The organism is Bacillus sp. CBEL-1 (assembly GCF_004348885.1).
GTDB classification, from domain to species: Bacteria; Bacillota; Bacilli; order Bacillales; family Bacillaceae_H; genus Priestia; species Priestia aryabhattai_A.
Window position 1 is genome coordinate 179,195 of record NZ_SBIM01000013.1, and the last position, 26,164, is coordinate 205,358.

General features: G+C 37.4%; 34 protein-coding genes and 1 pseudogene. 2 read left to right on the forward strand and 33 right to left on the reverse strand.

The annotated features are described in order from the left end of the window. Positions 1-15: 15 nt before the first annotated feature. The 15 genes from EPL02_RS10940 to EPL02_RS11010 all read right to left on the reverse strand — a co-directional run bounded on the left by EPL02_RS10940 (position 16) and on the right by EPL02_RS11010 (position 10,308). Positions 16-417 carry an acyl-CoA thioesterase gene (locus EPL02_RS10940; protein ID WP_131887718.1) on the reverse strand — a complete coding sequence of 134 codons (402 nt, stop codon included), beginning with the start codon at positions 415-417 and terminating at the stop codon, positions 16-18. A 33-nt stretch (positions 418-450) separates the two neighbouring features. Next, positions 451-1,326 (reverse strand): 3-hydroxyacyl-CoA dehydrogenase family protein, encoded by an 876-nt coding sequence (locus EPL02_RS10945; RefSeq protein WP_094912908.1) that lies wholly within the window; start codon positions 1,324-1,326, stop codon positions 451-453. 4 nt (positions 1,327-1,330) lie between these two features. Next, a complete protein-coding gene (locus EPL02_RS10950; RefSeq protein WP_131887719.1) occupies positions 1,331-1,903 on the reverse strand; it encodes a TetR/AcrR family transcriptional regulator in 573 nt (190 codons plus the stop codon). A gap of 31 nt (positions 1,904-1,934) precedes the next feature. Continuing rightward, complete coding sequence (locus EPL02_RS10955; RefSeq protein WP_094912906.1) at positions 1,935-2,708, reverse strand: SDR family oxidoreductase; 774 nt, start codon at positions 2,706-2,708, stop codon at positions 1,935-1,937. A gap of 163 nt (positions 2,709-2,871) precedes the next feature. Then, positions 2,872-3,810, reverse strand: coding sequence for a heme o synthase (cyoE, locus tag EPL02_RS10960; protein WP_094912973.1), 939 nt, complete (start codon positions 3,808-3,810; stop codon positions 2,872-2,874). Positions 3,811-4,174: 364 nt separating this feature from the next. After that, positions 4,175-4,951 (reverse strand): sulfite exporter TauE/SafE family protein, encoded by a 777-nt coding sequence (locus tag EPL02_RS10965; protein WP_094912905.1) that lies wholly within the window; start codon positions 4,949-4,951, stop codon positions 4,175-4,177. Positions 4,952-5,005: 54 nt separating this feature from the next. After that, the gene (locus EPL02_RS10970; RefSeq protein WP_025907960.1) at positions 5,006-5,227 is read right to left on the reverse strand and encodes a sulfurtransferase TusA family protein; all 222 of its coding nucleotides are present in this window, start codon (positions 5,225-5,227) and stop codon (positions 5,006-5,008) included. 15 nt (positions 5,228-5,242) lie between these two features. Then, a complete protein-coding gene (locus tag EPL02_RS10975; RefSeq protein ID WP_094912904.1) occupies positions 5,243-6,370 on the reverse strand; it encodes an MBL fold metallo-hydrolase in 1,128 nt (375 codons plus the stop codon). A 39-nt stretch (positions 6,371-6,409) separates the two neighbouring features. Then, a complete protein-coding gene (locus tag EPL02_RS10980) occupies positions 6,410-6,973 on the reverse strand; it encodes a sulfurtransferase TusA family protein (protein ID WP_131887720.1) in 564 nt (187 codons plus the stop codon). A 39-nt stretch (positions 6,974-7,012) separates the two neighbouring features. Beyond that, positions 7,013-7,300: a rhodanese-like domain-containing protein gene (locus tag EPL02_RS10985; protein ID WP_094912902.1), complete on the reverse strand. Its 288-nt coding sequence runs from the start codon at positions 7,298-7,300 to the stop codon at positions 7,013-7,015. A gap of 15 nt (positions 7,301-7,315) precedes the next feature. Next, positions 7,316-7,792 carry a DsrE/DsrF/DrsH-like family protein gene (locus EPL02_RS10990; RefSeq protein ID WP_131887721.1) on the reverse strand — a complete coding sequence of 159 codons (477 nt, stop codon included), beginning with the start codon at positions 7,790-7,792 and terminating at the stop codon, positions 7,316-7,318. A 58-nt stretch (positions 7,793-7,850) separates the two neighbouring features. After that, complete coding sequence (locus EPL02_RS10995; protein ID WP_094912900.1) at positions 7,851-8,078, reverse strand: sulfurtransferase TusA family protein; 228 nt, start codon at positions 8,076-8,078, stop codon at positions 7,851-7,853. Positions 8,079-8,126: 48 nt separating this feature from the next. Beyond that, positions 8,127-8,387, reverse strand: coding sequence for a metal-sensitive transcriptional regulator (locus EPL02_RS11000; protein WP_094912972.1), 261 nt, complete (start codon positions 8,385-8,387; stop codon positions 8,127-8,129). A 175-nt stretch (positions 8,388-8,562) separates the two neighbouring features. Then, positions 8,563-9,096 (reverse strand): dCTP deaminase, encoded by a 534-nt coding sequence (dcd, locus tag EPL02_RS11005; RefSeq protein WP_094912898.1) that lies wholly within the window; start codon positions 9,094-9,096, stop codon positions 8,563-8,565. Between the two features lie 15 nt (positions 9,097-9,111). After that, positions 9,112-10,308 carry a GTP-binding protein gene (locus tag EPL02_RS11010; protein WP_131887722.1) on the reverse strand — a complete coding sequence of 399 codons (1,197 nt, stop codon included), beginning with the start codon at positions 10,306-10,308 and terminating at the stop codon, positions 9,112-9,114. Positions 10,309-10,576: 268 nt separating this feature from the next. Here EPL02_RS11010 and EPL02_RS11015 point away from each other — a divergent pair, with 268 nt between their 5' ends. Both EPL02_RS11015 and EPL02_RS11020 read left to right on the forward strand, forming a co-directional pair. After that, a complete protein-coding gene (locus tag EPL02_RS11015) occupies positions 10,577-11,461 on the forward strand; it encodes an EamA family transporter (protein ID WP_094912895.1) in 885 nt (294 codons plus the stop codon). A gap of 73 nt (positions 11,462-11,534) precedes the next feature. Next, positions 11,535-11,903 carry a hypothetical protein gene (locus EPL02_RS11020; RefSeq protein ID WP_076513629.1) on the forward strand — a complete coding sequence of 123 codons (369 nt, stop codon included), beginning with the start codon at positions 11,535-11,537 and terminating at the stop codon, positions 11,901-11,903. A 38-nt stretch (positions 11,904-11,941) separates the two neighbouring features. Here the strand turns inward: EPL02_RS11020 and EPL02_RS11025 are convergent, their stop codons facing one another. The 18 genes and pseudogenes from EPL02_RS11025 to EPL02_RS21170 all read right to left on the reverse strand — a co-directional run bounded on the left by EPL02_RS11025 (position 11,942) and on the right by EPL02_RS21170 (position 25,886). Further along, a complete protein-coding gene (locus EPL02_RS11025; protein WP_131887723.1) occupies positions 11,942-12,934 on the reverse strand; it encodes an ATP-binding protein in 993 nt (330 codons plus the stop codon). 1 nt (position 12,935) lies between these two features. Further along, on the reverse strand, positions 12,936-14,153 hold the full coding sequence (locus EPL02_RS11030) for an RNA ligase (protein ID WP_131887724.1): 1,218 nt from the start codon (positions 14,151-14,153) through the stop codon (positions 12,936-12,938). 318 nt (positions 14,154-14,471) lie between these two features. Next, positions 14,472-14,951: an immunity protein YezG family protein gene (locus EPL02_RS11035; RefSeq protein WP_131887725.1), complete on the reverse strand. Its 480-nt coding sequence runs from the start codon at positions 14,949-14,951 to the stop codon at positions 14,472-14,474. A gap of 5 nt (positions 14,952-14,956) precedes the next feature. Next, entirely contained in the window at positions 14,957-15,754 is a 798-nt protein-coding gene (locus tag EPL02_RS11040; RefSeq protein WP_286175405.1) for a DNA/RNA non-specific endonuclease, read from the reverse strand. A gap of 630 nt (positions 15,755-16,384) precedes the next feature. Next, the gene (locus EPL02_RS11045; protein ID WP_094913391.1) at positions 16,385-16,741 is read right to left on the reverse strand and encodes a hypothetical protein; all 357 of its coding nucleotides are present in this window, start codon (positions 16,739-16,741) and stop codon (positions 16,385-16,387) included. 18 nt (positions 16,742-16,759) lie between these two features. Continuing rightward, on the reverse strand, positions 16,760-17,674 hold the full coding sequence (locus tag EPL02_RS21150; RefSeq protein ID WP_286175406.1) for a hypothetical protein: 915 nt from the start codon (positions 17,672-17,674) through the stop codon (positions 16,760-16,762). Between the two features lie 454 nt (positions 17,675-18,128). Then, positions 18,129-18,584 (reverse strand): immunity protein YezG family protein, encoded by a 456-nt coding sequence (locus EPL02_RS11055; protein ID WP_131887726.1) that lies wholly within the window; start codon positions 18,582-18,584, stop codon positions 18,129-18,131. 20 nt (positions 18,585-18,604) lie between these two features. After that, positions 18,605-19,222, reverse strand: coding sequence for a DNA/RNA non-specific endonuclease (locus EPL02_RS11060; RefSeq protein ID WP_286175407.1), 618 nt, complete (start codon positions 19,220-19,222; stop codon positions 18,605-18,607). Positions 19,223-19,669: 447 nt separating this feature from the next. Continuing rightward, positions 19,670-20,098, reverse strand: a complete 429-nt coding sequence (locus EPL02_RS11065) for an SMI1/KNR4 family protein (RefSeq protein WP_131887728.1) — start codon at positions 20,096-20,098, stop codon at positions 19,670-19,672. 1 nt (position 20,099) lies between these two features. Beyond that, a complete protein-coding gene (locus tag EPL02_RS21155) occupies positions 20,100-20,951 on the reverse strand; it encodes an HNH/ENDO VII family nuclease (protein ID WP_286175408.1) in 852 nt (283 codons plus the stop codon). A gap of 156 nt (positions 20,952-21,107) precedes the next feature. Further along, positions 21,108-21,716: an immunity protein Imm33 domain-containing protein gene (locus EPL02_RS11075; RefSeq protein WP_094912891.1), complete on the reverse strand. Its 609-nt coding sequence runs from the start codon at positions 21,714-21,716 to the stop codon at positions 21,108-21,110. Then, positions 21,713-22,384, reverse strand: a complete 672-nt coding sequence (locus EPL02_RS21040) for a hypothetical protein (RefSeq protein WP_205687712.1) — start codon at positions 22,382-22,384, stop codon at positions 21,713-21,715. Before EPL02_RS21040 ends, EPL02_RS11075 begins: the two co-directional genes overlap by 4 nt. Before the next feature lie 271 nt (positions 22,385-22,655). After that, positions 22,656-23,129 (reverse strand): SMI1/KNR4 family protein, encoded by a 474-nt coding sequence (locus tag EPL02_RS11085; protein ID WP_131887729.1) that lies wholly within the window; start codon positions 23,127-23,129, stop codon positions 22,656-22,658. Positions 23,130-23,150: 21 nt separating this feature from the next. Continuing rightward, positions 23,151-23,255 (reverse strand): HNH endonuclease, encoded by a 105-nt coding sequence (locus EPL02_RS21160; RefSeq protein WP_353653412.1) that lies wholly within the window; start codon positions 23,253-23,255, stop codon positions 23,151-23,153. Beyond that, the gene (locus tag EPL02_RS11090; protein ID WP_286175409.1) at positions 23,242-23,493 is read right to left on the reverse strand and encodes a hypothetical protein; all 252 of its coding nucleotides are present in this window, start codon (positions 23,491-23,493) and stop codon (positions 23,242-23,244) included. The genes EPL02_RS21160 and EPL02_RS11090 overlap by 14 nt, the downstream gene beginning before the upstream one ends. Before the next feature lie 175 nt (positions 23,494-23,668). Beyond that, a pseudogene (locus EPL02_RS21165) lies at positions 23,669-24,104 on the reverse strand (recombinase family protein); the annotation flags it as partial. A gap of 551 nt (positions 24,105-24,655) precedes the next feature. Next, complete coding sequence (locus tag EPL02_RS11100; RefSeq protein ID WP_131887730.1) at positions 24,656-25,033, reverse strand: immunity 22 family protein; 378 nt, start codon at positions 25,031-25,033, stop codon at positions 24,656-24,658. Positions 25,034-25,046: 13 nt separating this feature from the next. After that, positions 25,047-25,886, reverse strand: a complete 840-nt coding sequence (locus EPL02_RS21170; RefSeq protein WP_286175410.1) for a hypothetical protein — start codon at positions 25,884-25,886, stop codon at positions 25,047-25,049. Between the last annotated feature and the right edge of the window lie 278 nt (positions 25,887-26,164).

Genomic DNA, 26,164 nt, shown 5'->3' on the forward strand with positions numbered 1-26,164 from the left:
TTTCCACTCCCTTTCCTAAACAGTTTGTAAATAATTCTGTAAAAACGCACACACATCATCTGGAAGCGGTACGCTTTTTTGTAACTCAAAATCAAAATGGACAAGAACTGCTTCGCCTCTAGCAATTAACTCACCTGTCTTACTGTCCGTAATTTCGTGACCGATCGTAAAGCTTTTATGACCGATGCGCGTTACGTACGTAGAAACAGCAAGAGTTTGATTAAAATACCCTTGAGCAATAAAATCACATTTAGTGGAGGCAATTAAATATGCCCACTTGCTTGAATCCATTTTCACGCCCATTTTTTCAAAGAAATCAATTCGAGCTTCCTCTAAATAAATGAAGTAGCTTGTATTGTTAATGTGCCCCAGTGCATCCGTCTCGCAAAATCTCACTTTAATTTTCGTATCGCTCATGTTTAACCTCTCCTCTTCTTTGGTGATTGCTCGTTATTTTTTGATATGCTCTTTTTCATACGTATAAAACCCTTTTCCTGTTTTACGCCCAAGCTCTCCTTTTTCTACTTTTTCTTTTAAGAATTGAGGAGGCAAATCGCTTGGATCTCCCGTTTCTGTATAACGTTGATTCATTACGTAGTAGCCAACATCAATACCGGATAAATCCATCAATTCAAATGGTCCAATTGGATGATTAAGTGCTTTTTTACAAATTAAATCAATATCTTTGAAGTCCGCATAACCATTTTCATAAAGAAACATCGCTTCTTTATGAAGAGCGCCTAGAATACGATTAGCGACAAAACCAGAGATCTCTTTTTGAAGCAGAACTGCCGTACGGTTCATTTGCTTACATACGTTCATGGTAATCGCCGCTGTTTCTTGACTTGTTTCTTCACTCATGACAACTTCTACGCAGTCCATGACAACTGGCGGGAAGAAAAAGTGCATATTTACGACTTTATCAGGTCGAGTCGTTGCGGAAGCTAGTAATGAATTAACGATTGTTGAGCTATTGGAAGCTAAAATAGCGTGCTTTGGCGCATACTCATCAAGTTCGGCAAATACGCTTCTCTTTACTTCAAGCTTTTCAACAACCGCTTCAATTACAAAGTCAGTAGCAGCAACAGCTTCTTTTAAATCGGTCGTATACGATAGCTTAACAAGCGCTTCATCCTTTTGCTTTACGGTTAATTTACCTTTAGCAATCCAGCGATCTAACAGCATATGAAGCTGGTTTCTTGAATTATTGAGTGAATGTTCATTCATATCATGAATCGTCGTTTCATATCCTCCTAAAGCCGCTAAGATGGCAATTTGATGACCCATTTGCCCCGCGCCTACAACTGTTATATGCTTAATAATCATCTTTCTATTCCCCTTTCGACTGTAGTCCATCTACTAGCATCTTATAAAAAATCGCTGCTACTTCTTTTGCTGAACGTTCTCCGCTTGGCTGGAACCAGAAATAGCTCCAGTTTGTGATGCCTAAAATTCCAAGCGTTACGATATCAGCTGGCAAGTCATTTCTAAATTCACCGGCTGTTATTCCCGCTTCAATTAAATTTTGAAGATTCATTTTAAACTGATCACGCTTTGGCACAATGCTTAAAAGGTGGTTATCACTCAAATGGCGCATTTCGCGAAAAAACACTTTAGCTCGCAGTCCTTCTTTTTCAATATCGTAAATTAATTTAAAAATCATCTCATAGAGTTTTTCTCCGCAAGACAGCTCATCAGCACGCAAAATGGTTTCTTGGTTTTCAACTAAGTGCTCAATATACGAGCGGTGAATATCAAGCAGCACTTCTTCTTTGCTTTTAAAATAATAGTAAAAGGTTCCTTTGGTCACGTTCAATTCAGCTGCAATATCTTGAATGGACGTTTCTTTAAAGCCTTTTTTCGCAAATAGTAAAATGCTTATTTCCATGATGCGTTCTTTCATTTTCTCCGCCGCCTTTTAAGATTTTAGAAAATTATGTTGCGAGCAAACCACCATCTACAACTAAAACATCACCTGTGACGTAATCAGAGGCTCTTGATGCTAGAAAAACAGCTGCTCCCTTTAAATCAACGTCTGTACCAAAACGCTTGAGCGGCGTTTGTTCTAAAAAGTAATCTCTTCCTTCTCTCATCGTCATCGCCGCCATTTTCGTGGGGAAGAAGCCTGGAGCGATTGCATTTACTTGAATGTTATGTTGTCCCCACTTTACGGCTAAATCCTTCGTGAACGTAATAAGTGCTCCTTTACTTGTATTATAGCCAATAGAATTCATATATTCGGGATGTGAACCTCCAAATCCAGCGACCGATGCGATATTGATAATCTTCCCTTTTTTAGCACCTATCATATGTTTTCCAGCCTCTTGAGCCATTAAAAATGTGCCTGTTACGTTTGTTTGAAGCACTTTCTGCCAAGCTTCTAAAGGCATCTCTTCCACCTTTGATCCCCACGTTGCTCCGCTATTATTGACTACTATGTCAATTTTGCCAAATCGGTCAACAACCGTATCCACAACGTTTTTAACATCTTCTTGACTTGTAATGTCACACTGCATTGCTAGTGACTCAACGCCTAGCTCTCTCAGTTTTTTGGATACGCTTTCACAAGATTCCAACTTTCGAGAGCAAACGATAACGTGAGCGCCCGCTTCAGCTAATCCGGTTGCAAACTGTTCACCAAGGCCTCGGCCTCCTCCCGTTACGATTGCGACCTGACCTGTTAGGTCAAAGAGCTCTTTCACATGCATCTCTTTCCCTCCTCGCAGAATTGGCTATACTTACTAACCGGTTGGTATGTTTCATATTTATCATATACCGAATCATTTTATAACAGCAAGTATTTTTTAGAAAATTTAAACAGTTATTATTTAAAAAAAGCGACTCCTTTTTGATAAGGAGTCGCTTTTCGATTTAAATATTAAAGAAAATACCTATTAATGAATAGATAATAATTGTTGAAAATAACACCGTCATATGAATTAGTGAAAAAATAAACATTGATTTTGCCCATTTTTCTTTATCCATTTTTCGGTACCCCGTAATGCTAAGCACAAACCAAGCTACGCTTAATAGCAAGGCAACGAGCATTAAACCTATGCTTAACGTTCCGAATAAAAAGCTAATGACAACTAAAATTGCGAGGTAAATATTTGTTTGAATGTACGTGCGTTCAAACCCTTTAACTACTGGAAGCATTGGTACATTAGCTGCTTTGTACTCATCGTGTTTACGAATCGCAATGGCATAAAAATGTGGCATTTGCCAAATTACAGTTACAACGAATAATCCTATAATAGCTGGATGAGTCACGTCTGGATAAATAGCTGCCCATCCGATTAACGGAGGCATTGCCCCTGAAATACTTCCGACTTCTGTATTATAAATTGTGCGGCGCTTTGTCCACATTGTATACGGAACCACATAAAAAAACAGCCCTAGAAATCCTAGCAAGGCAGCGAGTGGTGTCGTTAATGCAAGAGCTCCAATTCCCAGAATGGCCATGCTGCTTGCAAGTGCTAATACAAATGTTGGTTTCACTTCACCGGTTACAGTCGGTCTGCTTTTTGTTCTTTCCATAATAGCATCGATGTCGCGATCGTAGAGGTTATTAAAAGCCCCAGCTGCGCCGATCACAAGGAAAGAGCCAATAAAAGCTAAAATAATTTCAGGAATATTATCAAACAGACTCATGTCATATGTGTACAAAGCTAAGGTTAACCCGGCAAACATAGGTATTAAATTAGATTTAATAATGCCTGTTTTAATGGTTTGGGATAAAATCGCCACAAACGTTTGCTTTGGTAACGATGCTTGTTCAGCATGATGATTTGTTTTTGTAGTACTTTGCATGATTGTTTGTTTCATTCCTTTGTCAATTTTACCGCCTTTGCAGTAAAAAAGTAGTTTTAAGTAGTCTCCTACTCCATGCTCTTCTTAAATAATAACAACTCACTATTTATTTGACTAACTTCTAAGAAGAAGTTCACAAAAAATACATTTTTGTACAAGTGTTAACTTATTTTAATCTTTCTATTCTTTTCAACGTTAACAAACCCTTAGTCACAAAGCAGGTCTAATGAAGCAAGACGAACATAATGATTTTATTTTATCATAAAAATATTCATTTCGGATAGGTATTCATAGCATTTAATGACAAAATTCGACTTTTGTTCACATTTTCATAACAGAAAAAAGCGCAGAATAATTTCTACGCTCACAAAATATCAATCCATATTTTAATTGCCGTTGCTAAAATTAATAGTGCAAGAGCGATTTGTAAAACCTTTGTCTTGATTTTTTGCCCTGCCTTTGCTCCAAGAGGAGAGGCGATTAAGCTTGCAATAACCATAATAAGAGCTGGACCGTAATCAACTTGCCCAGTCGTTACTTTTCCTACCGTTGCGCCAATTGATGAGATAAACGTAATGGCTAGAGAAGAGGCGATTGTCATACGTGTTGGAATTTTAAGAACAACAAGCATAATCGGTACCAATAAAAAGGCTCCCGCTGCTCCGACAATACCAGATCCTACTCCCACAATGAAAGCTAAGCCAGCAGCTAACCATTTATTAAACGTTACTTGATCAAGTGGCAGGTCATCAATGCCTTTTTTCGGAACAAACATCATAATGGCAGCCACCAGTGCTAAAATGCCATATACAAGATTGATTCCTTCTTCTGACATCATTTGTGAGCCAAACCCGCCAATAAAACTACCAGCTAAAATGCTAGCACCCATGTAGAGGATTAGATTCTTATTTAAATAACCTCCTTTTCGATACGCCCATACGCCCCCAATTGTCGCAAAGAACACTTGGACAGCGCTAATTCCTGAGACTTCATGTGCTGAAAAAGCTGTAAGACCAAGTATCGGAGGAATATATAAAAGCATCGGATACTTAATAATTGAACCACCAATTCCAAGCATTCCAGATAAGTATGAACCAATAAACCCAATTAAAAAGATAACCGTTATAAACCAAAGATCCATGTGATAGACTCCTTTCATTAGAAAAGGGAACCGTGCGTGGTTCCCCTCTATTTGTTACGCTTTTTGAATCCAAAATTTGAAGACAGATCCTTCTTCCTCGTGTTTAACAAGCACATGGCCCATTGATTTTGCCCAAGCAGCTAAGTCACTTTTTGCTCCTTTATCTGTTGTATGAATTTCTAGAATTTCACCTGAATTTAGCTCATTCATTGCTTTTTTTGTTTTTACGATTGGCATTGGACATGCTAATCCTGTCGCATCTACAAAAGTTCCCATTATTTCTCCTCCTCTTTATCGAACGGCACAGCGGTTTGGTCCAATTTCCATTTCGCGCTGCTTATCTTCATCTGGAGTCATTTTTCCCATATTTGTTTGACGAATTTCTTGATACGCATTTGGCTGAGGAGGCAGATTCTCCGTTACTAACTTACGGAATTCCTCTTCATCCTCAATGTTTAAGCCGTGATTGTTTGCATATAGCTCATGAAGCGGTTTTGCTATGCTTCCATCTTCATTTAGCTCATCCATAATCATAAAATGAGCCGGCAGAACAATTAATTGATCTGATAGGTTACGATAGCGAGCGTATAGACTTTCACGAAGATCAGCTACCCAATCTTCAGCCATACCAGCTAAGTCAGGACGACCAATTGAATCAATAAATAAAATATCTCCTGATAATAAGTAGCGATTATCAACGATGAAAGATGTAGATCCAATTGTGTGACCTGGTGAATAAAGCGCGTGAATGTGAATCGTTGTATTTCCGATTGTCACGTCGTTACCGTCTTCAAGCGCTTCATATGCAAAAGTGACTTCTGTTGCGTCTTTTGGCGGCAACCAATAAGCAGCTCCTGTTTTTTCCGCAATCATGCGTCCACCTGAAATGTGATCTGCGTGTAGGTGCGTATCAAATACGTGAGTAATTTTCACTCCTAGCTCATCGGCAAACTGTAAATACGTATCCGTCATGCGTGTTGAATCAATAATTGCTGCTTCACCGTTTGAAACAACCATGTATGATAAACAGCCTTTACCGATACGAACAAACTGATATAGCTCTCCCCCGTCTTTTAATTCGCCTAGCTTAACTGGCTCTAAATGCTCACTCCAAGCGCGCATACCACCAGCTAAATAAAATACGTCTTTTCCTTCATCTGAAAGCATTTCTGCTACCATAATCGATGAGCCTTCTTTTGCACAGACAACTAATATGTCTTTATCTTGTGGAAGTTGATTTAGAATACCTTCTACACCGTCCAATAAGTCAAAGTAGGGAATATTTAAATACATAAAGTTTTCACTTTCAATTTTCCAATCTTGGAATGCATCTTCGTTACGAACATCTAAGATAAATAAAGCCTCTTTGTTAATTGCTTTTTTGGCTACCTCAGCAGCACTCATTTGATTTACTGTCATCCGAATTACCTCCCAGGGTATTTATCTTGATAAAAAAATTTATGCTAATGATTTCGTTTCTCCTGACCATTCACTCATACCAGGTACAACATTCTTTACGCTTGTAAATCCGCTTTCGCTTAGCTTTTGAGCTGCTAAATCACTTCTGCTTCCTGTACGGCAAACAACAAATACCTCTTTACCTTTATCAAGCTCATTCATACGCGTCTCTAGGTCTCCTAGTGGAATATTAACTGCATTCGGAATATGACGGAATCCATATTCTGCTTCTTCTCGCACATCTACTACAAGAATCGATTCGTTAGCTGCTAATTTTGCTTCTAGTTCATCGTTACTAACGAGGTATGGATATTTCTTTTCAACTGCTTCCTCATTAGATGATTTTTGCAAGAAGTGCTTTAACACATCGCCTTCTTCAATGACACCTAAGTACTGATGACCTGTACGCTCTGCCCACGCCTGTATGTCCGCTTTTGAACCTTTATCCGTTGCCTGCACTTCGAGCACCTGTCCTGCTTCTACATCATTCATTGCTTTTTTTGTTTTGACAATCGGCATTGGGCACGCTAGGCCCTTTGCATCTAAAACTACGTTGGCTTTCATCTTTATTACCTCCTAGGGTATATTAACCTGTAAATTTTTTTATTCTGTTGGTCCTTCCCATGCAAGCATACCGCCCGTCATGTTCTGAACCTTAAATCCTTGATTTTCTAAAAAGCGAACTGCTTGAGAGCTGCGCCCACCTGAGCGACACACAACCGTGTACTCAACGTTTTTATCAAGCTCATTCATACGAAATTCGATTAACCCTAAAGGAATGTGAAGAGCGTTAGGAATTTTGCCTTCCGCTACCTCAGCTGCTTCACGCACATCCAGTACCGTTAACTGATTTAACTTCTTTTCAACATCTTTTGCTAGAATCTCTTTCATGAATAGTCCTCCTCATTAAATGAATAAGTTTACATTACCTTCTTCAGCATCTGCTAAATAAGCAGCTACACCAGCATAATCGATTCCATCTACTAACTCTTCTTTTTGTAATCCTAATAAGTCCATCGTCATTGTACATGCTACAAGTTTCACATCTTGTTCCTTTGCCATATCAATTAGGTCTGGTAATGGAACTGCATTATGCTTTTTCATGACGCTTTTAATCATTTTAGGTCCCATTCCTGCAAAGTTCATTTTTGAAAGACCCATCTTATCTGCGCCGCGAGGCATCATTTTACCGAACATCTTTTCCATAAATCCTTTTTTAGTTGGGACCATTGCTTCTTTACGAAGAGCGTTTAACCCCCAGAACGTATGGAAGATGGTTACTTCATGATCATATGCTGCTGCTCCGTTTGCAATAATATAAGCAGCCATGGCTTTATCGTAATCACCGCTGAATAATACAATTGTTGTTCTTTTCTTTACCATTTCTATGTCCTCCTTAAATTACTAATACTAGTAGGGGTATATTTTATTCTAAAAAAATTTAGCCTTTTTGAATCCAAAATGATAGTACGTTATCTGTTTCTTCTGCTTTAACGATTCTGTGTCCCATTGACTTCGCCCACGCTGTTAAGTCACTTTTTGCTCCTTTATCAGTCGCAATAACTTCTAGTACTTCACCCGTTTGTAATTCGTTCATTGCTTTTTTTGTTCGTACAATTGGCATTGGACATGCTAAACCTTTTGCGTCTAATTGTTTTGTTACGTTCATTTCCCATTCCTCCATTTACCTACAGGGGTATATTTTATTCTAAAAAAATTAGCGACTTTTCACTAGTAATCCAACGGCTTCTTGGATCATTTCATCTACAGACTCGCCTGTTCTTTCTGCTTCAAGCGCACATTCTACTAGGTTTGTGCTCACCACAAGACCCATTGTACGGTCAATCGCTGATCGTGCTGCGGAAAGCTGCGTTATAACTTCCTTGCAGTCTTTTCCTTCTTCCATCATGCGCAAAACGCCGCGAAGCTGACCCTCTATACGCTTAACACGATTTTGAATTTGAGTCGTATATTCCATCAGCGTTCCTCCTTTTTTGAAGTGCTGTGTTTCGTTACTCACATAATATACCCCTACAGGTATAATTGTCAACATATTTTTTAAAATGATAAATGTGCCGACCATTTACACCTTTGTTAAAGCTTGATCATCCATAAAACAAAGCACTTATATCATTGATATAAGTGCTTCTAGGTTAAACGTCTTCATCTAAAAAAATACGGCTTCCGGTTGCGTTGCGCTGTTTTTGATACTTTCCTTTATAAGGTTGTTGAGCTGCTTGATCCATCTCTGCAAGCACAAGTTGGCAAATACGCCGACCGCTCACAAGCTTAATTGGCAACCGATTGGCATTATATAATTCCAGCGTAATTTGACCTTCAAACCCTGGGTCCACCCATCCTGCATTTTGAATGAACAAGCCCATTCTTCCAATGGAACTTCTTCCTTCTACAAAAGCAGTAACGTTCTCAGGAAGACGAATGTATTCAAGCGTTGTTGCCAGCAAGAAGGAATGGGGTGGAATGATCACCTCTTCATTTTCAAAATGCTCATACTGTATTTCTTCATCTAAAGACATAAGTCCAACTTGATGTTCTTTCACCTTTAAGTAGCTAAATCCCAGGCGTAAGTCAACAGATGCAGGCTGGATCTGCTCACTTGTAAGAGGTTCAATGGATAGCTTCTTACTATGCAGCTTTTCACTAATCGTTTTATCTGATAAAATCACGCATTATTCTCCTTTTTATGCTTTCTGTAGCTCCCATGTAAAGGGATCCTTTAAATCCTTCCAGTTCCCTTTCATTTCTTCTTCTGTCAATAAACATGCATCAATTTGCTTCATAATTTGTTCAGGGTTTAAATCAATTCCAATAAAAACAAGCTTTGTATGGCGATCACCATATGTTTCATCCCACGTGTCTAGCAAATGTGGATTGGCGCGAATAATCTGCTCTTGTTCAAGGGCTGGAAGCGACGCTACCCAATATGACACGGGTTCAATACTAACAGATGGACCCGCTTGTGACATTAGAAGCGCAACGTTATTTTGCGTAGCACACCAAGCAATTCCTTTTGCTCTGACAATTTCTTTTGGCAGATTATTAACCCATGTCACAAAGCGCTCAGAGTGAAACGGACGCTTGATATCATATACAAATGAACCAATTCCGTACTCTTCTGTTTCAGGCGTATGCTCATGATGTCCTCCTTCTAATTCACGAAGCCATCCTGCTGATGCACTTGCCGTATCAAAATCAAATAAGCCCGTATTTAAAATCTCGGTAGGATCAACTTTTGAATGAGTTGTGCGAATGATTTTGGCAGTTGGCTGAAGTGTACGAAGCACTCCTTCGAGCTTTTGAAGCTCTTTTTCATCAACAAGGTCACACTTATTTAAAATCAATACATCACAAAACTCAATTTGATCAATTAATAAATCTGCAATCTCACGCGCATCCTCTTCACCGAGCGCTTCTTTACGGTCTAACAATGAATCTCCAGATTGAAAGTCATGCCAAAAGCGATTGGCATCTACAACGGTTACCATCGTGTCTAATGTACAAAATTGTGTTAAATCAATGCCTAGCTCTTCATCTATATACGAAAATGTTTGAGCAACTGGAACCGGCTCACTAATTCCTGTTGATTCAATTAATATGTAGTCAATGTTTCCTCTTTGAGCAAGCTTTTCAACCTCAACTAACAGATCTTCTCGAAGCGTGCAGCAAATGCATCCGTTTGACATTTCAACGAGCTTTTCCTCTGTCCTCGATAAATCTCCACCTTGCTTCACCAACTCTGCGTCTATATTTACTTCACTCATGTCATTTACTATCACCGCTACGCGAAGGCCATCACGATTCTGGAGCACGTGATTTAATAACGTGGTTTTCCCCGATCCTAAATAACCACTTAGTACTGTTACCGGTATTTTTTTCATATCAAATACCTCCTCATTAATTTAAATCGTAACCATTACGATTTAAATTATACTATACTATGGTTTTTTTGTGGAATGCAAGAGATATATTTATATAAACCTCTTAATCGAATGTCTATTGATAGCTGCATGATATCATTTTATAATAAAACTAGTTACATACCTCAAAAGCTGCAATTCCTGCAGCAGGTGGATTTTTTACTGCTATTTTTCGCCACCCATCTCCTCGGAGATGGGTGGCTTTTGTATTGTTTAAAGGAGGATTTTTATGAATTTATGGTTTTATGCTCTCCTTGTCTTTTTAGGTGGGTGCTCGTATGGTGTTGTCTCAACTTTTGTGAAGCTTGGATACGCTGCGGGGTTTGGTGTGAATGCCTTAACAGGAAGTCAGTATCTACTAGGTGCACTTCTGCTTTGGATACTGGCTAGCTTTGTGCCCAAAAGTCCTCTTCGGAAAAAAAATTGGGCTGTTTTACTGCTCAGCGGGACGCCAATGGGACTAACAGGGATTTTTTACAACTACGCGCTTAGCTACATCAACGCGTCGTTTGCCATTATTCTTTTACTACAGTTCACATGGATCAGCATGATTTTACAATACGTGTTTGACAAGAAAGCACCTACTTCTAAGCAGCTAGTAGCAGCGGCTATTATTATGGTAGGTTCACTCTTAGCATCCGGCGTTGCTGAAAGTACGATTGCTTTTTCAGGTCTAGGAATACTCTTTGGTCTGCTTGCTGCCGTATCGTTTTCATTTTTTATCTTTTTTAGCGGACGCACGTCTATTTCGATTCATCCAATCCGCAAAAGTGCCATCATGACAACCGGTGCTGCGCTTCTTATCTTTATTGTTATGCCACCGACGTTTATGGTGGAAGAACTCGTATCTACACATCTATGGATGTATGGGCTATTAATGGGGTTATTCGGGTCATTGCTTCCTCCGATTCTGTTTAATATCGGCATGCCAAAAGTCGGTGGAAATCTTGGTGCTATTTTAAGTGCTTCAGAACTGCCAACCGCTGTGTTTATGTCCACTTTTGTGTTACATGAATCGGTTGCTTCTATTCAATGGATGGGCGTTATTCTTATTTTAGTTGGCATTGCTTTTCCAAGTTTAAAGCGTAAAGAGCGCTATGAAGTTCGTCTATAAAAAGAAAATATTTACAAATACTCACCCTTCCCTTATAATAATTGGAAAACAAAGGTAAAAAGAAGGTGCGTTGTTGAGAAAAAACATGATGCTCGGGTTGCTTACTGCCATTATACTCTCAGCTTGTAACAGCTCTACAGTAAGCATAAGTGAAGTGAAAGGCGCTCCAAAGTCTATTGAAAAAGAAGCAAAGGCTGCATATGATCTTCAGCTCATTCAAGACGGTGACAATCAAACGTATCTTGTTTATCAAACATCTAAACGAGTATCAGCAGACCTTAAACAGAAAGATGACGTAATCACCATTGAGCTGGATGAGTCAGAATCTGAAAGCAAAACAAAAAAGCCGTTTATCTATAAACTTAGCTTAGATTCGCCTAATCATACGCTTAAAGTCTTTATAAATGGTAAAGAAACGCCGTTTGATAGGATTAAAGGTTAATAGAAATAAGCAGCTGGCTTCTGCCTCGCTGCTTATTTTTATTTAGCCTGTATATCTGCCTCATGCAAAATCATGAGCTGATGAAAAAGCTCCGCTCCAAGGAGCTCATTCAATTCCTTTAGCTTCTTATCGCCTATATCCATCGGATACATATGAAACTGAGTGAGTGCAGACACATGTTTAACGAGCTCGTCTTCGTACCCAAGCATCGTCAGCCAATAAGCTGCCAGCTGGGAAGAAACATAGTCATGACCGATAAAGCTCGCATATTTTGTTTCTTCCCCTTTGTAGTTCACAAATGACTTACACGTCCCTTTTCCGAGATCATGAAACAGGGCTGCCCACAAGAGAACCAGCTTGTTAGGGCCTGAATAGTGCTCTTGTATATACTGATAAACATAATACGTATGTCGACTAACAGAAAAACTGTGATACTTTGAGTCTTGCGGTAAACCAATAATCGCGTTAAAGTCTGGTATATAGCGCGCTAGTTCTGAAAATAACTGATCATGGGGCAAGTACTGGATAAAAAGCTTTTCACAAGCTTCTTTATGTTCATTAAGTTGACGCTCCTTAGCTGAAACATAGACCACTTCGTCCCAACCTTCGTTTTCAACAGGAATATGAACACTTTTATACATCCTGTTAATAGATTCCTCTTTCACCACTCTCGAACGTTGTTGATTGCGTGATTTCACTTCGTCAATATGTTCATTTAAATAGTACGCTTTTTTTTTACTTGCTTTGAACACTTGAGTAATCAAATGCTTTCTCCGTTTGCGATGAACGTTTGTCGCATCATATATCACATGCTGACCGCTTTTTAAGAGCTCCATGGCTCGCTCATTCATTACTTCAAATATCCTTCTATTTTCGTCTTGATTATTCACATCGCCCGTCACCTCTTGTCTGATGTTATCAGAAGATAAGTGAACATATTTTTTAGTGGCCCTTAGTTCTTCAGCTAATGTGGATTTCCCACTTCCGGGAAGACCCACCAGCATAATTAATTCCCCGAGCTTATTTTCCATCTTACTCACCTTCTTTTGTTTCTGAAACGAATTCACGGTACCCTAACTCTGACATTTTCTTGTAGCCAAGCTTGCCTTTTTTCAGCAAGTTATATTTCACATCTAAATACTCGCTTCGCACATACGGCTTAATGTGCTGAGGAACATTTTGTTCTACCCAAATCATAAACTCTTTCTGCGTCTTCTTGGGAGCTTTTGCGTACCACTCATTAATTTGTTGTTTTGTCTTTTTTAAATAGGTAAAAATAAGGTTTGCGACGTTATTCACTCGCTCTTTGTAGCTATCTGGAATCTTTGACACTAAATCATCAAACGCTTCGTTCGCAATGGCTTCAATAATGACGTTCACAGACGAAACTCGGTCTAACAAGCGGTGAATGTTCACATAGTCATCGCATTTGACCTTTACATAGTGACCGTCTACGTTTATAACCCAGCCTTCTTTTTCATTTGATTTCATCTGCTTCATGTCTACAAGCAGCTGTTCTAGCGTTTTTCTTTCAAGGTCCACCACTTTAATCTCATAAGCGCTGGCTAGATCAATCAACTTGTAATAAGGGAGGTGCTCACCCGTTTCTACGCTCCTTGCTCCAATTAAATGCATGCCTTTATTTTTTTCTTCATACACCACCACATGAGCATCTTTTTTGGAAATGTACTCAAAGATGAACGTTAAATCCGGACGAGACTGAATCATACGAACATAGCTTTCAGTCAGCATCGCGTAGCCTTCAGCCAATCGCCAAGAATCTCTTGCATCAAGCGCCATACTTCCCGCTACGAAAAGTTGACCGTCATACCAACGCGCATTTTGCATCGAACCGTCCAGCTTATTGGCTACTTCAACAGTCTGTGCTGAACGAAATTTCTCAGCAATCCTCTCTAGCTGATTTTCCTCCACCTCATTTAAGTTAAAAAACTTGCGAAAAGGCGTTAACACCAGCTCTTCTCTTTTTACATCAATCACAACGCTGCGACACTCTCGGTAAATTGAATTGGGATCTTCCCACATTTGCTGTTGAACTTCCGTTAAGTCGTAGCGAATGAGCATAAACTCATCTTTTTGATTTATATGCAAACAGTCAAATATATCGTGATACTCCTGCTTGCCAAGCTTTGCAATCCACGTTTTAAAATCATATGTATCCAAGCCAAACGAAGCTACGTACTTTCTTTTAATCTCTGTGACTAGCTGTAAAACTGGATTCCAAGAAGCCATGTTCTTCTCTCCCTTATTCTAAATCATTCCGTTGTTTCGTTATGAAAATAATAACATATTTTTAATTTAATAGAATATTGCTCTTTATAGGTGTTTAGCCATTATACTGTTTTATAAATTTTTTATATTCTTCTGGTAAGGTTAGATTGTTTTTTCACTTATTTCGTGCTTCTCATGAAACCTAAATATTAAATCAACATTCCATTATGATAACACCTTTATGAAATTTGAAGTCCAACCTGGTCTCATTCATGTTGTTCTTACTTCACCAAAAACAAAAGCACCTGTTGCCTAAAAGGTAACCAAGTGCTTAATTGTTTACTTTTCTTCAAATTTCTTCATTCTCTCTATTAAATCTAAATCTAGCTGTTCTTTATTTTGACTTACATATTTATATTCAAAATACTCAATTCTAGCTGCCGGACCAAATTCGCTATCATGCCAATTTGAGTAATCAAAATGTACATTTAGTTTTCCAAATGAATTAAGTAATAATGTCACTGAAAACCAAGGTTCTTGGTCATTATCAGTAAAAACTTTTTGGAGTTCAACAGTAAGTTGAAATAATTTATGTAGTTCTTTATTATAAGCCCTCTTATCTACACTATATAATTTTGGAATATAATGTGAAAAAATGTGTTGTTCCTCACCTTTTGGCGTAAAAAAGAAGAAAACTCCTCCTTCTCCTTCCTTAACTTCACCATTAAAATAGAAATTATCCCATTCAGTTGGAATCATATCATTAACCTGTTGTGCAATTTCTTTATATAACTCTTTTAATTCTGTTTCAAAACTCATCAATATCAGCCTCCTGATTTATTTGCAATCTCGCGAATCACTGGAAATTGGCCTTCAATTTCATATTCGACCATAAAGGAATCTGGTCGCATTGAATTATTAGAATAGATCGGTTCAATACTAACAGAGACTTTCTTGGGTGGTACCTCTTTCAATGCATTGGCCCATTCAGTCTCCATTTCGTACCAAACTCCACCCCTCCTATTAATTTGACTATTTTGTGGTACAAGATTATCAATATCAGGAGGACCATTAAATTGTGCTCCTATTAAATGTCCGCCATCATCATCTGGTAATCTGTCTCTTCCCCCTACATTTGCCTGAGCGTATTTATTTCTATTAGCCTTTTTCAATACAAGTTCGGGAGCATCTACATTTACAATACGTCCAAGTTCATCGGTAGTATATTTGTAGTTATCATTGGTTAGGTACTTAGTATTTGGGAGTAGTTGTTTCTTACCATTTTCACCTTTTATTATGTGCTTTCCAAAATCAATTTCTTTAACTTCTTTAACTTCGTTGACTATATTACCATTACCCGTACCCCTAGAAACATCCTGAACACTCTCAACATTCCGAACGCGCTCAACCTCTTTACCCTTCTTCTCTACTCCAACAGGTTTCTCCACACGCTCCACATTCGAATTCTCCACAAATCTCCCTGTCTCTGGGTCTTGGTACCGCTTGACTTTTGGATTGTAAATGGGCGTAATCATCTGCATCGCTTGCTGCTTCACGTTCTGCAAGGTTTCCCTTACCGTCTGCTGGGCAAACGCTGGACCGGCTGGGGCTCGTTTGGGCATGAGCCTTGGCATGGTGCTGTCTAAAATACTCGTATACGTTTTATGTAATGACTGTGTCCACGATGCGGGCGCGGTTTTGATGCTATGGTACGCTTGTTTGGTTATGTTGGAAACGGTGGTTGTCCGCAAAATGTTGATTTGAACCTAAGTGATTATATATATTTTAATTTGTAAATCTTCATAAAGAAAGCACTTGATTGCCTAGATAGACAATCAAGTGCTTTAAGTACATATGTTTTTAAGTAGCATAAATTTGTAAGTTTTGTAGTAGTTGTCATGACAACTACTACGTTAAAACTTACGAGTTTGTACGAGTTCGTTAGTTTCATGCCCATTCCATGTTGTTTGTATTCACCGCCATGTAAAATGTCATTTCGCCTAAGCTCGTACTTCGTTTTCTATTCTATCATTGCACACAGTACCCCATGATGGTACAACCATCATGGGGTATATATTTTCAAACACCATATATTTTTCTATCCACTTCAAAAATACATTCTTTTTCATCAATTTTTCTTATGTGCTTTTGTATTTATCGTTTTAGAACCATGAGCTTTATCACTCTTTTATGTTGCTTTACTAACACAAGCTCTTAACATATATTTTTAAAATAATAATTATTAAGACCAATTAAACTTCGTCAGACAAAACATCATCGTAATCCTGTAATTCTTCCATAATTTCTTTTAACCGGTCAATATTATTTATAAATTCGCCGTAAGAAATTTCTTGGTAATCGAAAATTCCTTCACCGTATTCATCACTATCAAATATTTTCACTTCCGCACCTAACTTCAACAAGTTATCAACTAATCCCTTTAAATTTTCCATATCATCAATATCATTTGCATTTGTTTCGGCAAAAAAATCTTTGTTTTCAATTTTATTTTTTATCTCTGCAATTCCTAAACCAGTGTACTTTCTTAATGGTACTACACATTTACTAAATGGACCATTAGAGCTTATTGTAATTGCCATTTTACTCATCTATTATTCTCCTTTCCATTAAAATTCTTCTAAATAATTTGGATTAACAGGTCTACCAGGTGCATTTTTACTATAGCTTCCCTCATGCCAACCCCTTAAATGTTCCCTGCTAGTTACAGGATAAATTAATTCTCCTCTATTACATATATGTGGGTAATTCATAGCATTGTAAGTATGATGTCCAATTATTGATTGCCCATTATATTGAGGGTTTTTTCCTCTTAAAATCTCTTGTATCTGTTCATTAGTCCAATCCCTTGTTGTAGGTTCTCCATCTAAAATCCTTTTCTTTTCTTGCTTCCAAAATTCATTAACCCCTGCAGCTCTTCTTTTTGAAAATCTTTTATCCCATTGATATCTTTTATATTCTTCTTTTGTTACTGTACGATTTTCAATCTTTTCTTTTATTTTTTTCTGTTGACCCCTACTTAAAGATTTGTATGGTGTAAGTTTTGGTGTTAAATCAAGTTCTGCTTTCAGTACCCTCTGGGCAATAATCTCTTCTCCTACTGCTACCTCTTTATTACCCAGAGCTTCACCCGTACCCTTAGAACCGCCCTGAACCAGCTCAACCTTCCGAACGCGCTCAACCTCTTTACCCTTCTTCTCCACTCCAACGGGTTTCTCCACACGCTCCACGTTCGGATTCGCCACAAATCTCCCTGTTTCTGGGTCTTGGTACCGCTTGACTTTTGGATTGTAGATGGGTGTGATCATCTGCATCGCTTGCTGCTTCACGTTCTGCAAGGTTTCCCTTACCGTCTGCTGCGCAAGCGCTGGACCGGCTGGGGCTCGTTCAGGCATGAGCCTTGGCATGGTGCTGTCTAAAATACTCGTATACGTTTTATGTAATGACTGTGTCCACGATGCGGGCGCGGTTTTGATGCTATGGTACGCTTGTTTGGTTATGTTGGAAGCGGTGGTTGTCCGCAAAATGTTGATTTGAACCTAAGTGATTATATATATTTTAATTTGTAAATCTTCATAAAGAAAGCACTTCATTGCCTAGATAGACAATCAAGTGCTTTCTTTTAATTTTATAACGTAATTCATTACTAATTCTATCTATAAACCCACGAGGCTCTTTAATTTCGTAAGTTTTTGGTTTGTTCCCTGTAATAAATACAGCGTATGTTTAAAATGTCATCTCGCCTAAACTCGTACTTCCTTTTCTATTCTATCGTTGTACGTAATACTCTATGATGCTAACCATCATGAAGTATATACTTTTAACAGCCTATTATTTTTCTGTACACTTCATAACATGTTTTAAATTAATTACAACAATACTTTGTTACTCCTGTATGCAAATGCTATTCTACAAATTGATGCTACAACTTTCATAAGTTATTAATTCAATTTAGATATATCTATTACTGTAAATTTTTTAAAGGTTGTTACTCTTTACTTCCTCAAACCACTCATCTGCAATATGGCTAGCTGTTTTAACATCATCATTCGTATATACTAAATCATACTTATACTCAGCTTTAAAATTCCCACTCTTAACATCATATATTAACTTCATTTCCGTAGGCATGTCTCTTTCATATTCTTTGCACAATGCTTCTATTTTTTCAATATCTTCACATATTATACGCAATACCATCGACTGTCGTTTTGGAGCCACATCATATCTTTCATCTCCATCCTCCAATGCATCATTTACTTTATGACGCTCTACATACTTATTGTTAATGCAATAAAAGAAACCTCCCGAAATCATTCCTGCTTCGCACGAAGCATAAACATACACTTTATCTGCTCTATCTTCAACGTAATCCATACATATAGATATCATATCTGCTTGTAACTCACTAAATCTATCTTCAAATTCTTTCATCCTACTTTTCACTCCTTAAATTAATTTTTAATAACTTGGAATTCCGACTTACCATCAATAGCGTAATTAACTATAAACTTCTCTGGTCGCATATTATTTCCATCATAAACTATTTCAACATCAACTGTTACTTCTTTAGGAGGTGTTTCTTTCAAAGCTGCAGCCCATGTATCTTCAATCTTCTTATATTCCTTCAAATTAACATCCGATAATTGCGATACTAGGTTATCAAGTTTAGGTGATCCTCCAAATCTATCACCCGCCAAATGGCCTGCATGGTCCTGCCCCTTTACTTTTCCTGGTGTATTCTTACTGTGTGACAATCTATCTGTTCTAGTTGTTAATTGTAAATTTTCCGTTTCAAATTTCACAAGCCTACCAGCACCATCAGTTTCATAAAAGTAATCATATTCGCCTGTTTGATATCTAATATTAGGCTTTAATCTATTTTTTCTTCCGTTTGTATACTGTTCTCCTCTTCCCACTAATATTTTAACATCACTTTCTCCAGCTAAACGATTACCCGTACCCTTAGAACCGCCCTGAACCGGCTCAACCTTCCGAACGCTCTCAACCTCTTTACCCTTCTTCTCCACTCCAACGGGTTTCTCCACACGCTCCACGTTCGGATTCGCCACAAATCTCCCTGTCTCTGGGTCTTGGTACCGCTTGACTTTTTTGTAAGTCTTCATAAAGAAAGCACTTGTTGCCATAAGGAGACAATCAAGTGCTCTATTTAATGCTTTACTTCCTATATAATTTAGTTGCGTAACTTAAGATTTCCATAAATAAAATCTATAAAGATTCTTAAAAACATCTGCATCATTTTCGTTTAATACTGCTTTTATTTCATTACCTTTAAAACAACTTTTCAAGCATAACAGCCCATACGTGAGTAGTATGTGTGGTTGTATTTTTTATATGTCACTGCAACCAATCTCGTAAGTTTGCTAACCATCATGAGTTTTTGATTCCAAAGTGATATAGTTTTAACCATAAAGTTCTTAAAGTCAAAAAACCTTGAAGGTACATTAAGCTAATCAAGGTTTTAAGTTTCGCTGAATTAAACTTTTATTGGACCCTAATTAACAATTAAAATATGCCTTCAAGAAATCAAAAAACGATGACCAACTTTCCTTTAACTCGCCTTTAATAAGTAGTTCATCTCCACCCTCAAAATTAACTATATAAACTTTATCTGTTACAGTATCCAGTACTAATACAGCATTTGCTAACATTTCACTTAAAACCAGATATTGCTTCGGAAAACCATGTTCTTTTCTAGAAATGAGTGTGTATGATTCAATATTGTTTTCTTCATCTGCTATATCTAATAATTCAAAGGGTACATGCTCTTCCCAAAAAGGTCCTGCATACTGGATATAAAATTCTTGGAAAGTATCCGATGCGTTTACACCTAGCCTTATTAAAGCATCCTGTACTAGATTGCTATCTTCACGTTTATAGATTTCTTCTCCTAGAACTTCATCTAGTCTCTCAGGCAATATGCTCATATTATCCTCCTCCTAAAACTTCTTCTCCTCGTATTTTCCAATAATTAATAGAACCTACTTTTTGAAAAGCTCCTCTAGTTGTCTCATCCATTGGATAAAATGGGTTTAACTTTCCTTTATAAGGATGTAGTGGAGCTCTTTTAGCATTAGCGATATTATGGTACCTTGTTGAAGCTTCATATAATGGTCCAACACCTTTTTGTTGTGAATGATGCAATGTTGCAACACTACCTGCTTCATCAAGAATAGGGGCAAGTCCGTATTTCGCAGATGCTTCAGCATTTGTTAGCCCGCGACCTTTTTTAGCACCTTTTGTTCGAACCATATCCCAATTAATATCTCCTCTTTGATATACCTTATAAGTAAATCCTGTGCCATCTTTACCTGCATTATACTCTACACTTCTAGTAAAATATTTATTATTTTTATAGTCCTTCAGATGTTGATAAGTTTCTTTACCCATACCCCTAGAAACACCCTGAACACTCTCAACATTCCAAACGCGCTCAACCTCTTTACCCTTCTTCTCCACTCCAACAGGTTTCTTCACACGCTCCACATTCGGATTCGTCACAAATCTCCCTGTTTCTGGATCTTGGTACCGCTTGACTTTTGGATTGTAGAGGGGCGTGATCATCTGCATCGCTTGCTGCTTGACGTTCTGCAAGGTTTCCCTTACCGTCTGCTGGGCAAGCGCTGGACCAGCTGGCGCTAGTTCGGGCATGAGCCTTGGCATGGTGCTGTCTAAAATACTCGTATACGTTTTATGTAATGACTGTGTCCGCGATGCCGGCGCGGTTTTGAAACTATGGTACGCTTGTTTGGTTACGTTGGCAACGGTGGTTGTCCGCAAAATGTTGATTTGAACCTAAGTGATTATATATATTTTAATTTGTAAATCTTCATAAAGAAAGCACTTCATTGCCTAGATAGACAATCAAGTGCTTTATTCAATGTTTTACTTCCTGTATAATTTAGTTGTGTAACTTAAGATCTCCGTAAATAAAATCTATAAAGAGTCTTTAAAAACATCTACATCATTTTCGTTTAATACTGCTTTTATTTCATTACCTTCAAAAACAACTATATAGTCATTTGGTAAAGCAAGAACTTGTATGATCTCCGGTTTAATTTTTAGTAGTTGATAAGCATATAGAGCATACAACTCTGTAGTATTATCATCCTCTATAGGACCTATATACCAACCTGAATCTCCTTTTTCAACATCTCCATTTCTTTGTAAATATATTTTCTCGAGTTCTAGTACACCTTTAGAAAGTATGATTTTATCACTAAATTTTATTGATGAACCATCGACATTTATCTTTCTCAAAAAATGACCTTGTTCTAGTTGTACCCACAATGCTAAAGTTAAATCTTCTGTTATATCTTCAAATGGATTTCTAGAGTAATCAGGAGTAGTCAATATAAAATTCCCGGTTTCTCTCTCTTGTAAATAATAGACGGACCAACCAACTTGTAAAGAGAATCCATGAATTAATTTATTACGATCTACCTGTTCTAATATAGCAAACAAAATTTCTATTTGAGGTTCTAATTCTTTTTCGGCAGTCACTATAATGGTTTTGCCCATAATAATCTTTTCAAATTTCTTCATTTCTTCAACCTCTCTTCTATAGCTATTTTTAGAGATTCTCTAGCTTGTTTCTCTTTTTCTAGCATTTCCATTCTAACATTAACAGGAACCTCTCCCATCTTAGAATGTCCTTTCCAATCAGCCCAACTATGAGCTCCCTTAGATGCATTCGAAGATTTTCCAAGACCAACAAAATTATCTTTTAGATTTAGAATTTCTATTTGTTGTTCTCTAGTTAACCTACTAAATCCATCCATTTCAGTTATTTCTTTCATTGAAACAATATGGTCTGCTTCAAACTTATCAACTTCATACCCGTATACCGGGTCTACTTTAGGACCATCTGGATTAACCATTTTTCTTACATCGTTACTTGGTGTCTTTTTCCTCAAATTTTTATATTCGTCTTTTGTAATGCCATTACCCGTACCCTTAGAAACATCCTGAACACTCTCAACATTCCGAACCAGCTCAACCTCTTTAGCCTTCTTCTCCACTCCAACGGGTTTCTCCACACGCTCCACGTTCGGATTCGCCACAAATCTCCCTGTTTCTGGATCTTGGTACCGCTTGACTTTTGGATTGTAGATGGGCGTAATCATCTGCATCGCTTGCTGCTTCACATTCTGCAAGGTTTCCCTTACCGTCTGTTGGGCAAGCGCTGGACCGGCTGGGGCTAGTTTGGGCATGGTGCTACTCGTATACGTTTTATGTAGGGATTGTGCCCACGATACGGGCGCGGTTTTGACGCTTTGGTACGCTTATTTGGTTACGTTGGAAACGGTGGTTGAGCGAAGCGTATTGCGCATTTGCTTGAGCTTTTTCTGTTTGTTTGAATGGTAAATCTAAGCATTATATATTTTAATTTGTACTTTTACATAAAGAAAGCACTTGATTGTCTATTTAGGCAATCTAGTGCTTAAAGTTAATTATCAATGTTTAGATACTACCAACAAGTATCTATTTTGTTAACATATTTAAAAATTCTTTAAAGCTATTACTTACAATATATGTTATAGGGTTTAAATCTGAAGACTCTTCATGATTCCAAACGCATACAATAGGCTCTTTATCATTGTTACGATAGTCTAAGCAAACAAAGTCACCTGCAAATAAAACAGCTATCGGTAGCAGTTCAGTACCTATTAAATTTTCATCAAAAACAAGTCTTTCGTCTAGTTGTGTTCTAACTACTCCTATATCGTAATACTCATCATCTCTTTCCCCGGTTACTTTTAAAATACATAAAAATCTATCAATTGCATAAATATGGCTATTACACTTAAAACTATCCTTTATAGGAGTTCCACCATTATATTTTTTTATAAATTCTTTATACGTTTCTGGTAATTTTATTCTCCACTTAGCTTCCTTTTCAGAAAGCAAAGTATCGTCCGGCAAGGGATAAATTATTGACCCATCCTTAAATTCCATTTCTATACCTCCTCAATATTATTATCTTGGAGCGTCAGCCCACATACCTTTTGTCCTTCCACCATTATGAGGTGTAATATTATGAATACCAAAGGGGACTAGCTCCATTTTACTAGGAACCTCCATGATGCCACGTCATCCCTTTTCTTGTACCACCTATTTGTTCGGCTAACCACTTAAACTGTTCTTTATCTGATAACTTCCAAAATCTCTCTGGTAGCTGAACAGTCTTTTCTACAACACCTGCACTTGCAAAGTCGGCAAATCCATACCTCATACCATCTGCTTTTGTAACTTTTATTTCAGGAATATGTTCTTTTTCTATAGCCATTTCTTTTATCTTTCTTTTTTGAGCAGAAGACAAGCTATCCCCACCCGGAATAGTATCATCCCAAGACCAAGGTTTGTTTAAATCAACATGTTCTTTATATACTTTTGCATAGTCTTCAATGACTTCATCAAATTTCTTGTTATCATTGATAAAATCATCAATATTTCTTAAATTAGTTTCACTAACTCCCTTACCTTTGACCGTACCCTCAGTAGCTACTTGAACTTTCTCGGTCTAATATTCGCTTCACCTGTACTTTCGTAAATACTTTACCTTGTGTTTTTTGATAACCCTCCTTATTTAATACTTCTGCCAACTTAGATAGTGACCTTTTCTATGTAAGTGTTTCAGCTCAAATGACCGTTATGTATCTTTAATTCCTTTTCACTCTTTTGTTTTGTATAACCAAATGTTTCCTTTCCGCCTGCATATCCACCTTCCTTCGCTTTCTTATTTCGCCCTTTCGTTAGTTTGAGGGCAATTTCAAGCCGTTGGTATTGGTCTAATAATTCCATCAAGCCGTTTACCAAGAAATCATTCGGGTCTTTCTTATGGATACTGTAAAATGGCTGTTCGATGCTCTTAATGTCACAGCCGTATTTCTTCAACTCTCGTTGTATCAAGACCTTTACAATATCCGACCGTCTTTAGTAAAAATACAATCATAAGTTAATTTTACAATGCAATAAAACATCATCTCTTTACGTTACCCATTGTTTATCGCCATGAGCTTTGTCAATCTCGTTAGTTTGTAAGCTATTCCAAATCATAACTATCCCTGCAATGTAAAATGTCCTCTCGCCTAATTATCTTTTTATTTTCACAAACCAAGTATTAAAACATAATCTCATGATGGCACTACCATCATGAGGTCTGTACTTTCAAACACCCTATCATTTTTCTATCCACTTCACATATACTTTATTTCCCATTCGTATATATGCTTATATATATTTAAGTTTAACACCACAATCTTTTTCATTCTCATGTGTAAAGTAGAAAGCAAGTAATAAGTGTAATACTTATAAATTCATTGTAACAACTCTCGTGCGCTTTACTTTTTACTATAAACTTATAATTTAAACATAAATTATAAAAACCTTGAGAAGCATATAGCCCATCAAGGTTTCAAATTAATATAAGGTTAGCGCTCTTCGCTATTCAACAGTTTATTCAAATTTCAATCTAGAGATTACTATTGTAGGTAACTAGTAGAAGTAATATAATCAAAATCCTCAAAAGAATTAACTATGTTCTCGTACTCAAAATTGTAAATTAAAATAACAGCGTTATACAACTTATTTAAGTTAGTATATCCTCTAATTTTAGGTAGTATAATCTCTTCATATGAACAGCCCTCTAATAAAACAGAGATATTATCACTCTTTTCTTCTAATACAGCTTTTTCAATAAAATCTTCATCTGTTTCATCCATATCAATATTGAAATCTACAAAAAATTTAGAAGGTACAGACTCTCCGTCTTCATCGTATATTAAATTGACGTATTTCTCTAACTGGTTTTGTGTTTTAATATTACCTAACCATATTGAAACCATTCCTTGCTTTTCCATAAATAACACACTCCTATTTTAATCTTAATCCTTCTGGCAATGATGAAATTCCACCCTCTAATCTATAGTAAGCCCAATTATTAAGTTTTCTAATAAATGTGTTATAGTCATTTGATGTATCAATAATTGCCAATAATTCATTATGTGCTTTTGTAGAACCTAACCCTCCATGAACGCCTTTAGGATTTACAAATTTAACATCAGATATTGCCGTTCTTAAATCCTTAATTTTTTCAGCACTAATATCCCAAAATTTGAATTGTGGAGCTCTTGATACTAAATGCCATTCATGCAAACCACCAGGCTCTCTAAGCTGACGCTCAATTTTCTTTCTAATCTTTTTATCTTGCCATAATTCATTCAATTCATTAGTAGAAAGAGAGTTAAAGAAATCATTAAATTTACCACTTTTTGCAGTCGGAATATCTTCTGTAGTTAATTTAGATATATCTTTTTCACCCGTACCCTTAGAGACCGCCTGACCCGTCTCAACCTTCCGAACGCGCTCAACCTCTTTACCCTTCTTCTCCACTCCAACGGGTTTCTCCACACGCTCCACGTTCGGATTCGCCACAAATCTCCCTGTCTCTGGGTCTTGGTACCGCTTGACTTTTGGATTGTAAATGGGCGTAACCATCTGCATCGCTTGCTGCTTCACGTTCTGCAAGGTTTCCCTTACCGTCTGCTGGGCAAGCGCTGGACCTGCTAGGGCTCGTTCAGGCATGAGCCTTGGCATGGTGCTGTCTAAAATACTCGTATACGTTTTATGTAATGACTGTGTCCACGATGCGGGCGCGGTTTTGACGCTTTGGTACGCTTGTTTGGTGACGTTGGCAACGGTGCTTGTGCGCAAAATGTTGATTTGAGCCTAAGTGATTATGTATATTCTAATTTGTAAGTCTTCATAAAGAAAGCACTTGTTGCCATAAGTAGACAATCAAGTGCTCTATTTAATGCTTTACTTTCTATATAATTTAGTTGCGTAACTTAAGATTTCCATAAATAAAATCTATAAAGATTCTTAAAAACATCTGCATCATTTTCGTTTAATACTGCTTTTATTTCATTACCTCTAAAACAACTTTTCAAGCATAACAGCCCATACGTGAGTAGTATGTGTGGACTATTTTA

What these genes read in the sequence shown, in the direction of transcription:
- EPL02_RS11000 (WP_094912972.1), bottom strand. Translation starts at nt 8,387, where the DNA reads ATGGAATATACGACTCAAATTCAAAATCGTGTTAAGCGTATAGAGGGT.
- EPL02_RS11055 (WP_131887726.1), bottom strand. Translation starts at nt 18,584, where the DNA reads ATGAAAGAATTTGAAGATAGATTTAGTGAGTTACAAGCAGATATGATA.
- EPL02_RS11085 (WP_131887729.1), bottom strand. Translation starts at nt 23,129, where the DNA reads ATGGAATTTAAGGATGGGTCAATAATTTATCCCTTGCCGGACGATACT.
- EPL02_RS11075 (WP_094912891.1), bottom strand. Translation starts at nt 21,716, where the DNA reads ATGAAGAAATTTGAAAAGATTATTATGGGCAAAACCATTATAGTGACT.
- EPL02_RS11045 (WP_094913391.1), bottom strand. Translation starts at nt 16,741, where the DNA reads ATGAGTAAAATGGCAATTACAATAAGCTCTAATGGTCCATTTAGTAAA.
- EPL02_RS11030 (WP_131887724.1), bottom strand. Translation starts at nt 14,153, where the DNA reads ATGGCTTCTTGGAATCCAGTTTTACAGCTAGTCACAGAGATTAAAAGA.
- EPL02_RS11040 (WP_286175405.1), bottom strand. Translation starts at nt 15,754, where the DNA reads ATGCCCAAACGAGCCCCAGCCGGTCCAGCGTTTGCCCAGCAGACGGTA.
- EPL02_RS10975 (WP_094912904.1), bottom strand. Translation starts at nt 6,370, where the DNA reads ATGACAGTAAATCAAATGAGTGCTGCTGAGGTAGCCAAAAAAGCAATT.
- EPL02_RS10985 (WP_094912902.1), bottom strand. Translation starts at nt 7,300, where the DNA reads ATGAAAGAGATTCTAGCAAAAGATGTTGAAAAGAAGTTAAATCAGTTA.
- EPL02_RS11015 (WP_094912895.1), top strand. Translation starts at nt 10,577, where the DNA reads ATGAATTTATGGTTTTATGCTCTCCTTGTCTTTTTAGGTGGGTGCTCG.
- EPL02_RS10970 (WP_025907960.1), bottom strand. Translation starts at nt 5,227, where the DNA reads ATGGGAACTTTTGTAGATGCGACAGGATTAGCATGTCCAATGCCAATC.
- EPL02_RS11025 (WP_131887723.1), bottom strand. Translation starts at nt 12,934, where the DNA reads ATGGAAAATAAGCTCGGGGAATTAATTATGCTGGTGGGTCTTCCCGGA.
- EPL02_RS10980 (WP_131887720.1), bottom strand. Translation starts at nt 6,973, where the DNA reads ATGAAAGCCAACGTAGTTTTAGATGCAAAGGGCCTAGCGTGCCCAATG.
- EPL02_RS11100 (WP_131887730.1), bottom strand. Translation starts at nt 25,033, where the DNA reads ATGGAAAAGCAAGGAATGGTTTCAATATGGTTAGGTAATATTAAAACA.
- EPL02_RS10940 (WP_131887718.1), bottom strand. Translation starts at nt 417, where the DNA reads ATGAGCGATACGAAAATTAAAGTGAGATTTTGCGAGACGGATGCACTG.
- EPL02_RS11010 (WP_131887722.1), bottom strand. Translation starts at nt 10,308, where the DNA reads ATGAAAAAAATACCGGTAACAGTACTAAGTGGTTATTTAGGATCGGGG.
- EPL02_RS21160 (WP_353653412.1), bottom strand. Translation starts at nt 23,255, where the DNA reads ATGGAGGTTCCTAGTAAAATGGAGCTAGTCCCCTTTGGTATTCATAAT.
- EPL02_RS11035 (WP_131887725.1), bottom strand. Translation starts at nt 14,951, where the DNA reads ATGAGTTTTGAAACAGAATTAAAAGAGTTATATAAAGAAATTGCACAA.
- EPL02_RS10945 (WP_094912908.1), bottom strand. Translation starts at nt 1,326, where the DNA reads ATGATTATTAAGCATATAACAGTTGTAGGCGCGGGGCAAATGGGTCAT.
- EPL02_RS10995 (WP_094912900.1), bottom strand. Translation starts at nt 8,078, where the DNA reads ATGAACGTAACAAAACAATTAGACGCAAAAGGTTTAGCATGTCCAATG.
- EPL02_RS10965 (WP_094912905.1), bottom strand. Translation starts at nt 4,951, where the DNA reads ATGGATCTTTGGTTTATAACGGTTATCTTTTTAATTGGGTTTATTGGT.
- EPL02_RS10950 (WP_131887719.1), bottom strand. Translation starts at nt 1,903, where the DNA reads ATGAAAGAACGCATCATGGAAATAAGCATTTTACTATTTGCGAAAAAA.
- EPL02_RS10955 (WP_094912906.1), bottom strand. Translation starts at nt 2,708, where the DNA reads ATGCATGTGAAAGAGCTCTTTGACCTAACAGGTCAGGTCGCAATCGTA.
- EPL02_RS11065 (WP_131887728.1), bottom strand. Translation starts at nt 20,098, where the DNA reads ATGAGCATATTGCCTGAGAGACTAGATGAAGTTCTAGGAGAAGAAATC.
- EPL02_RS10990 (WP_131887721.1), bottom strand. Translation starts at nt 7,792, where the DNA reads ATGGTAAAGAAAAGAACAACAATTGTATTATTCAGCGGTGATTACGAT.
- cyoE (WP_094912973.1), bottom strand. Translation starts at nt 3,810, where the DNA reads ATGCAAAGTACTACAAAAACAAATCATCATGCTGAACAAGCATCGTTA.
- EPL02_RS21040 (WP_205687712.1), bottom strand. Translation starts at nt 22,384, where the DNA reads ATGCCCAAACTAGCCCCAGCCGGTCCAGCGCTTGCCCAACAGACGGTA.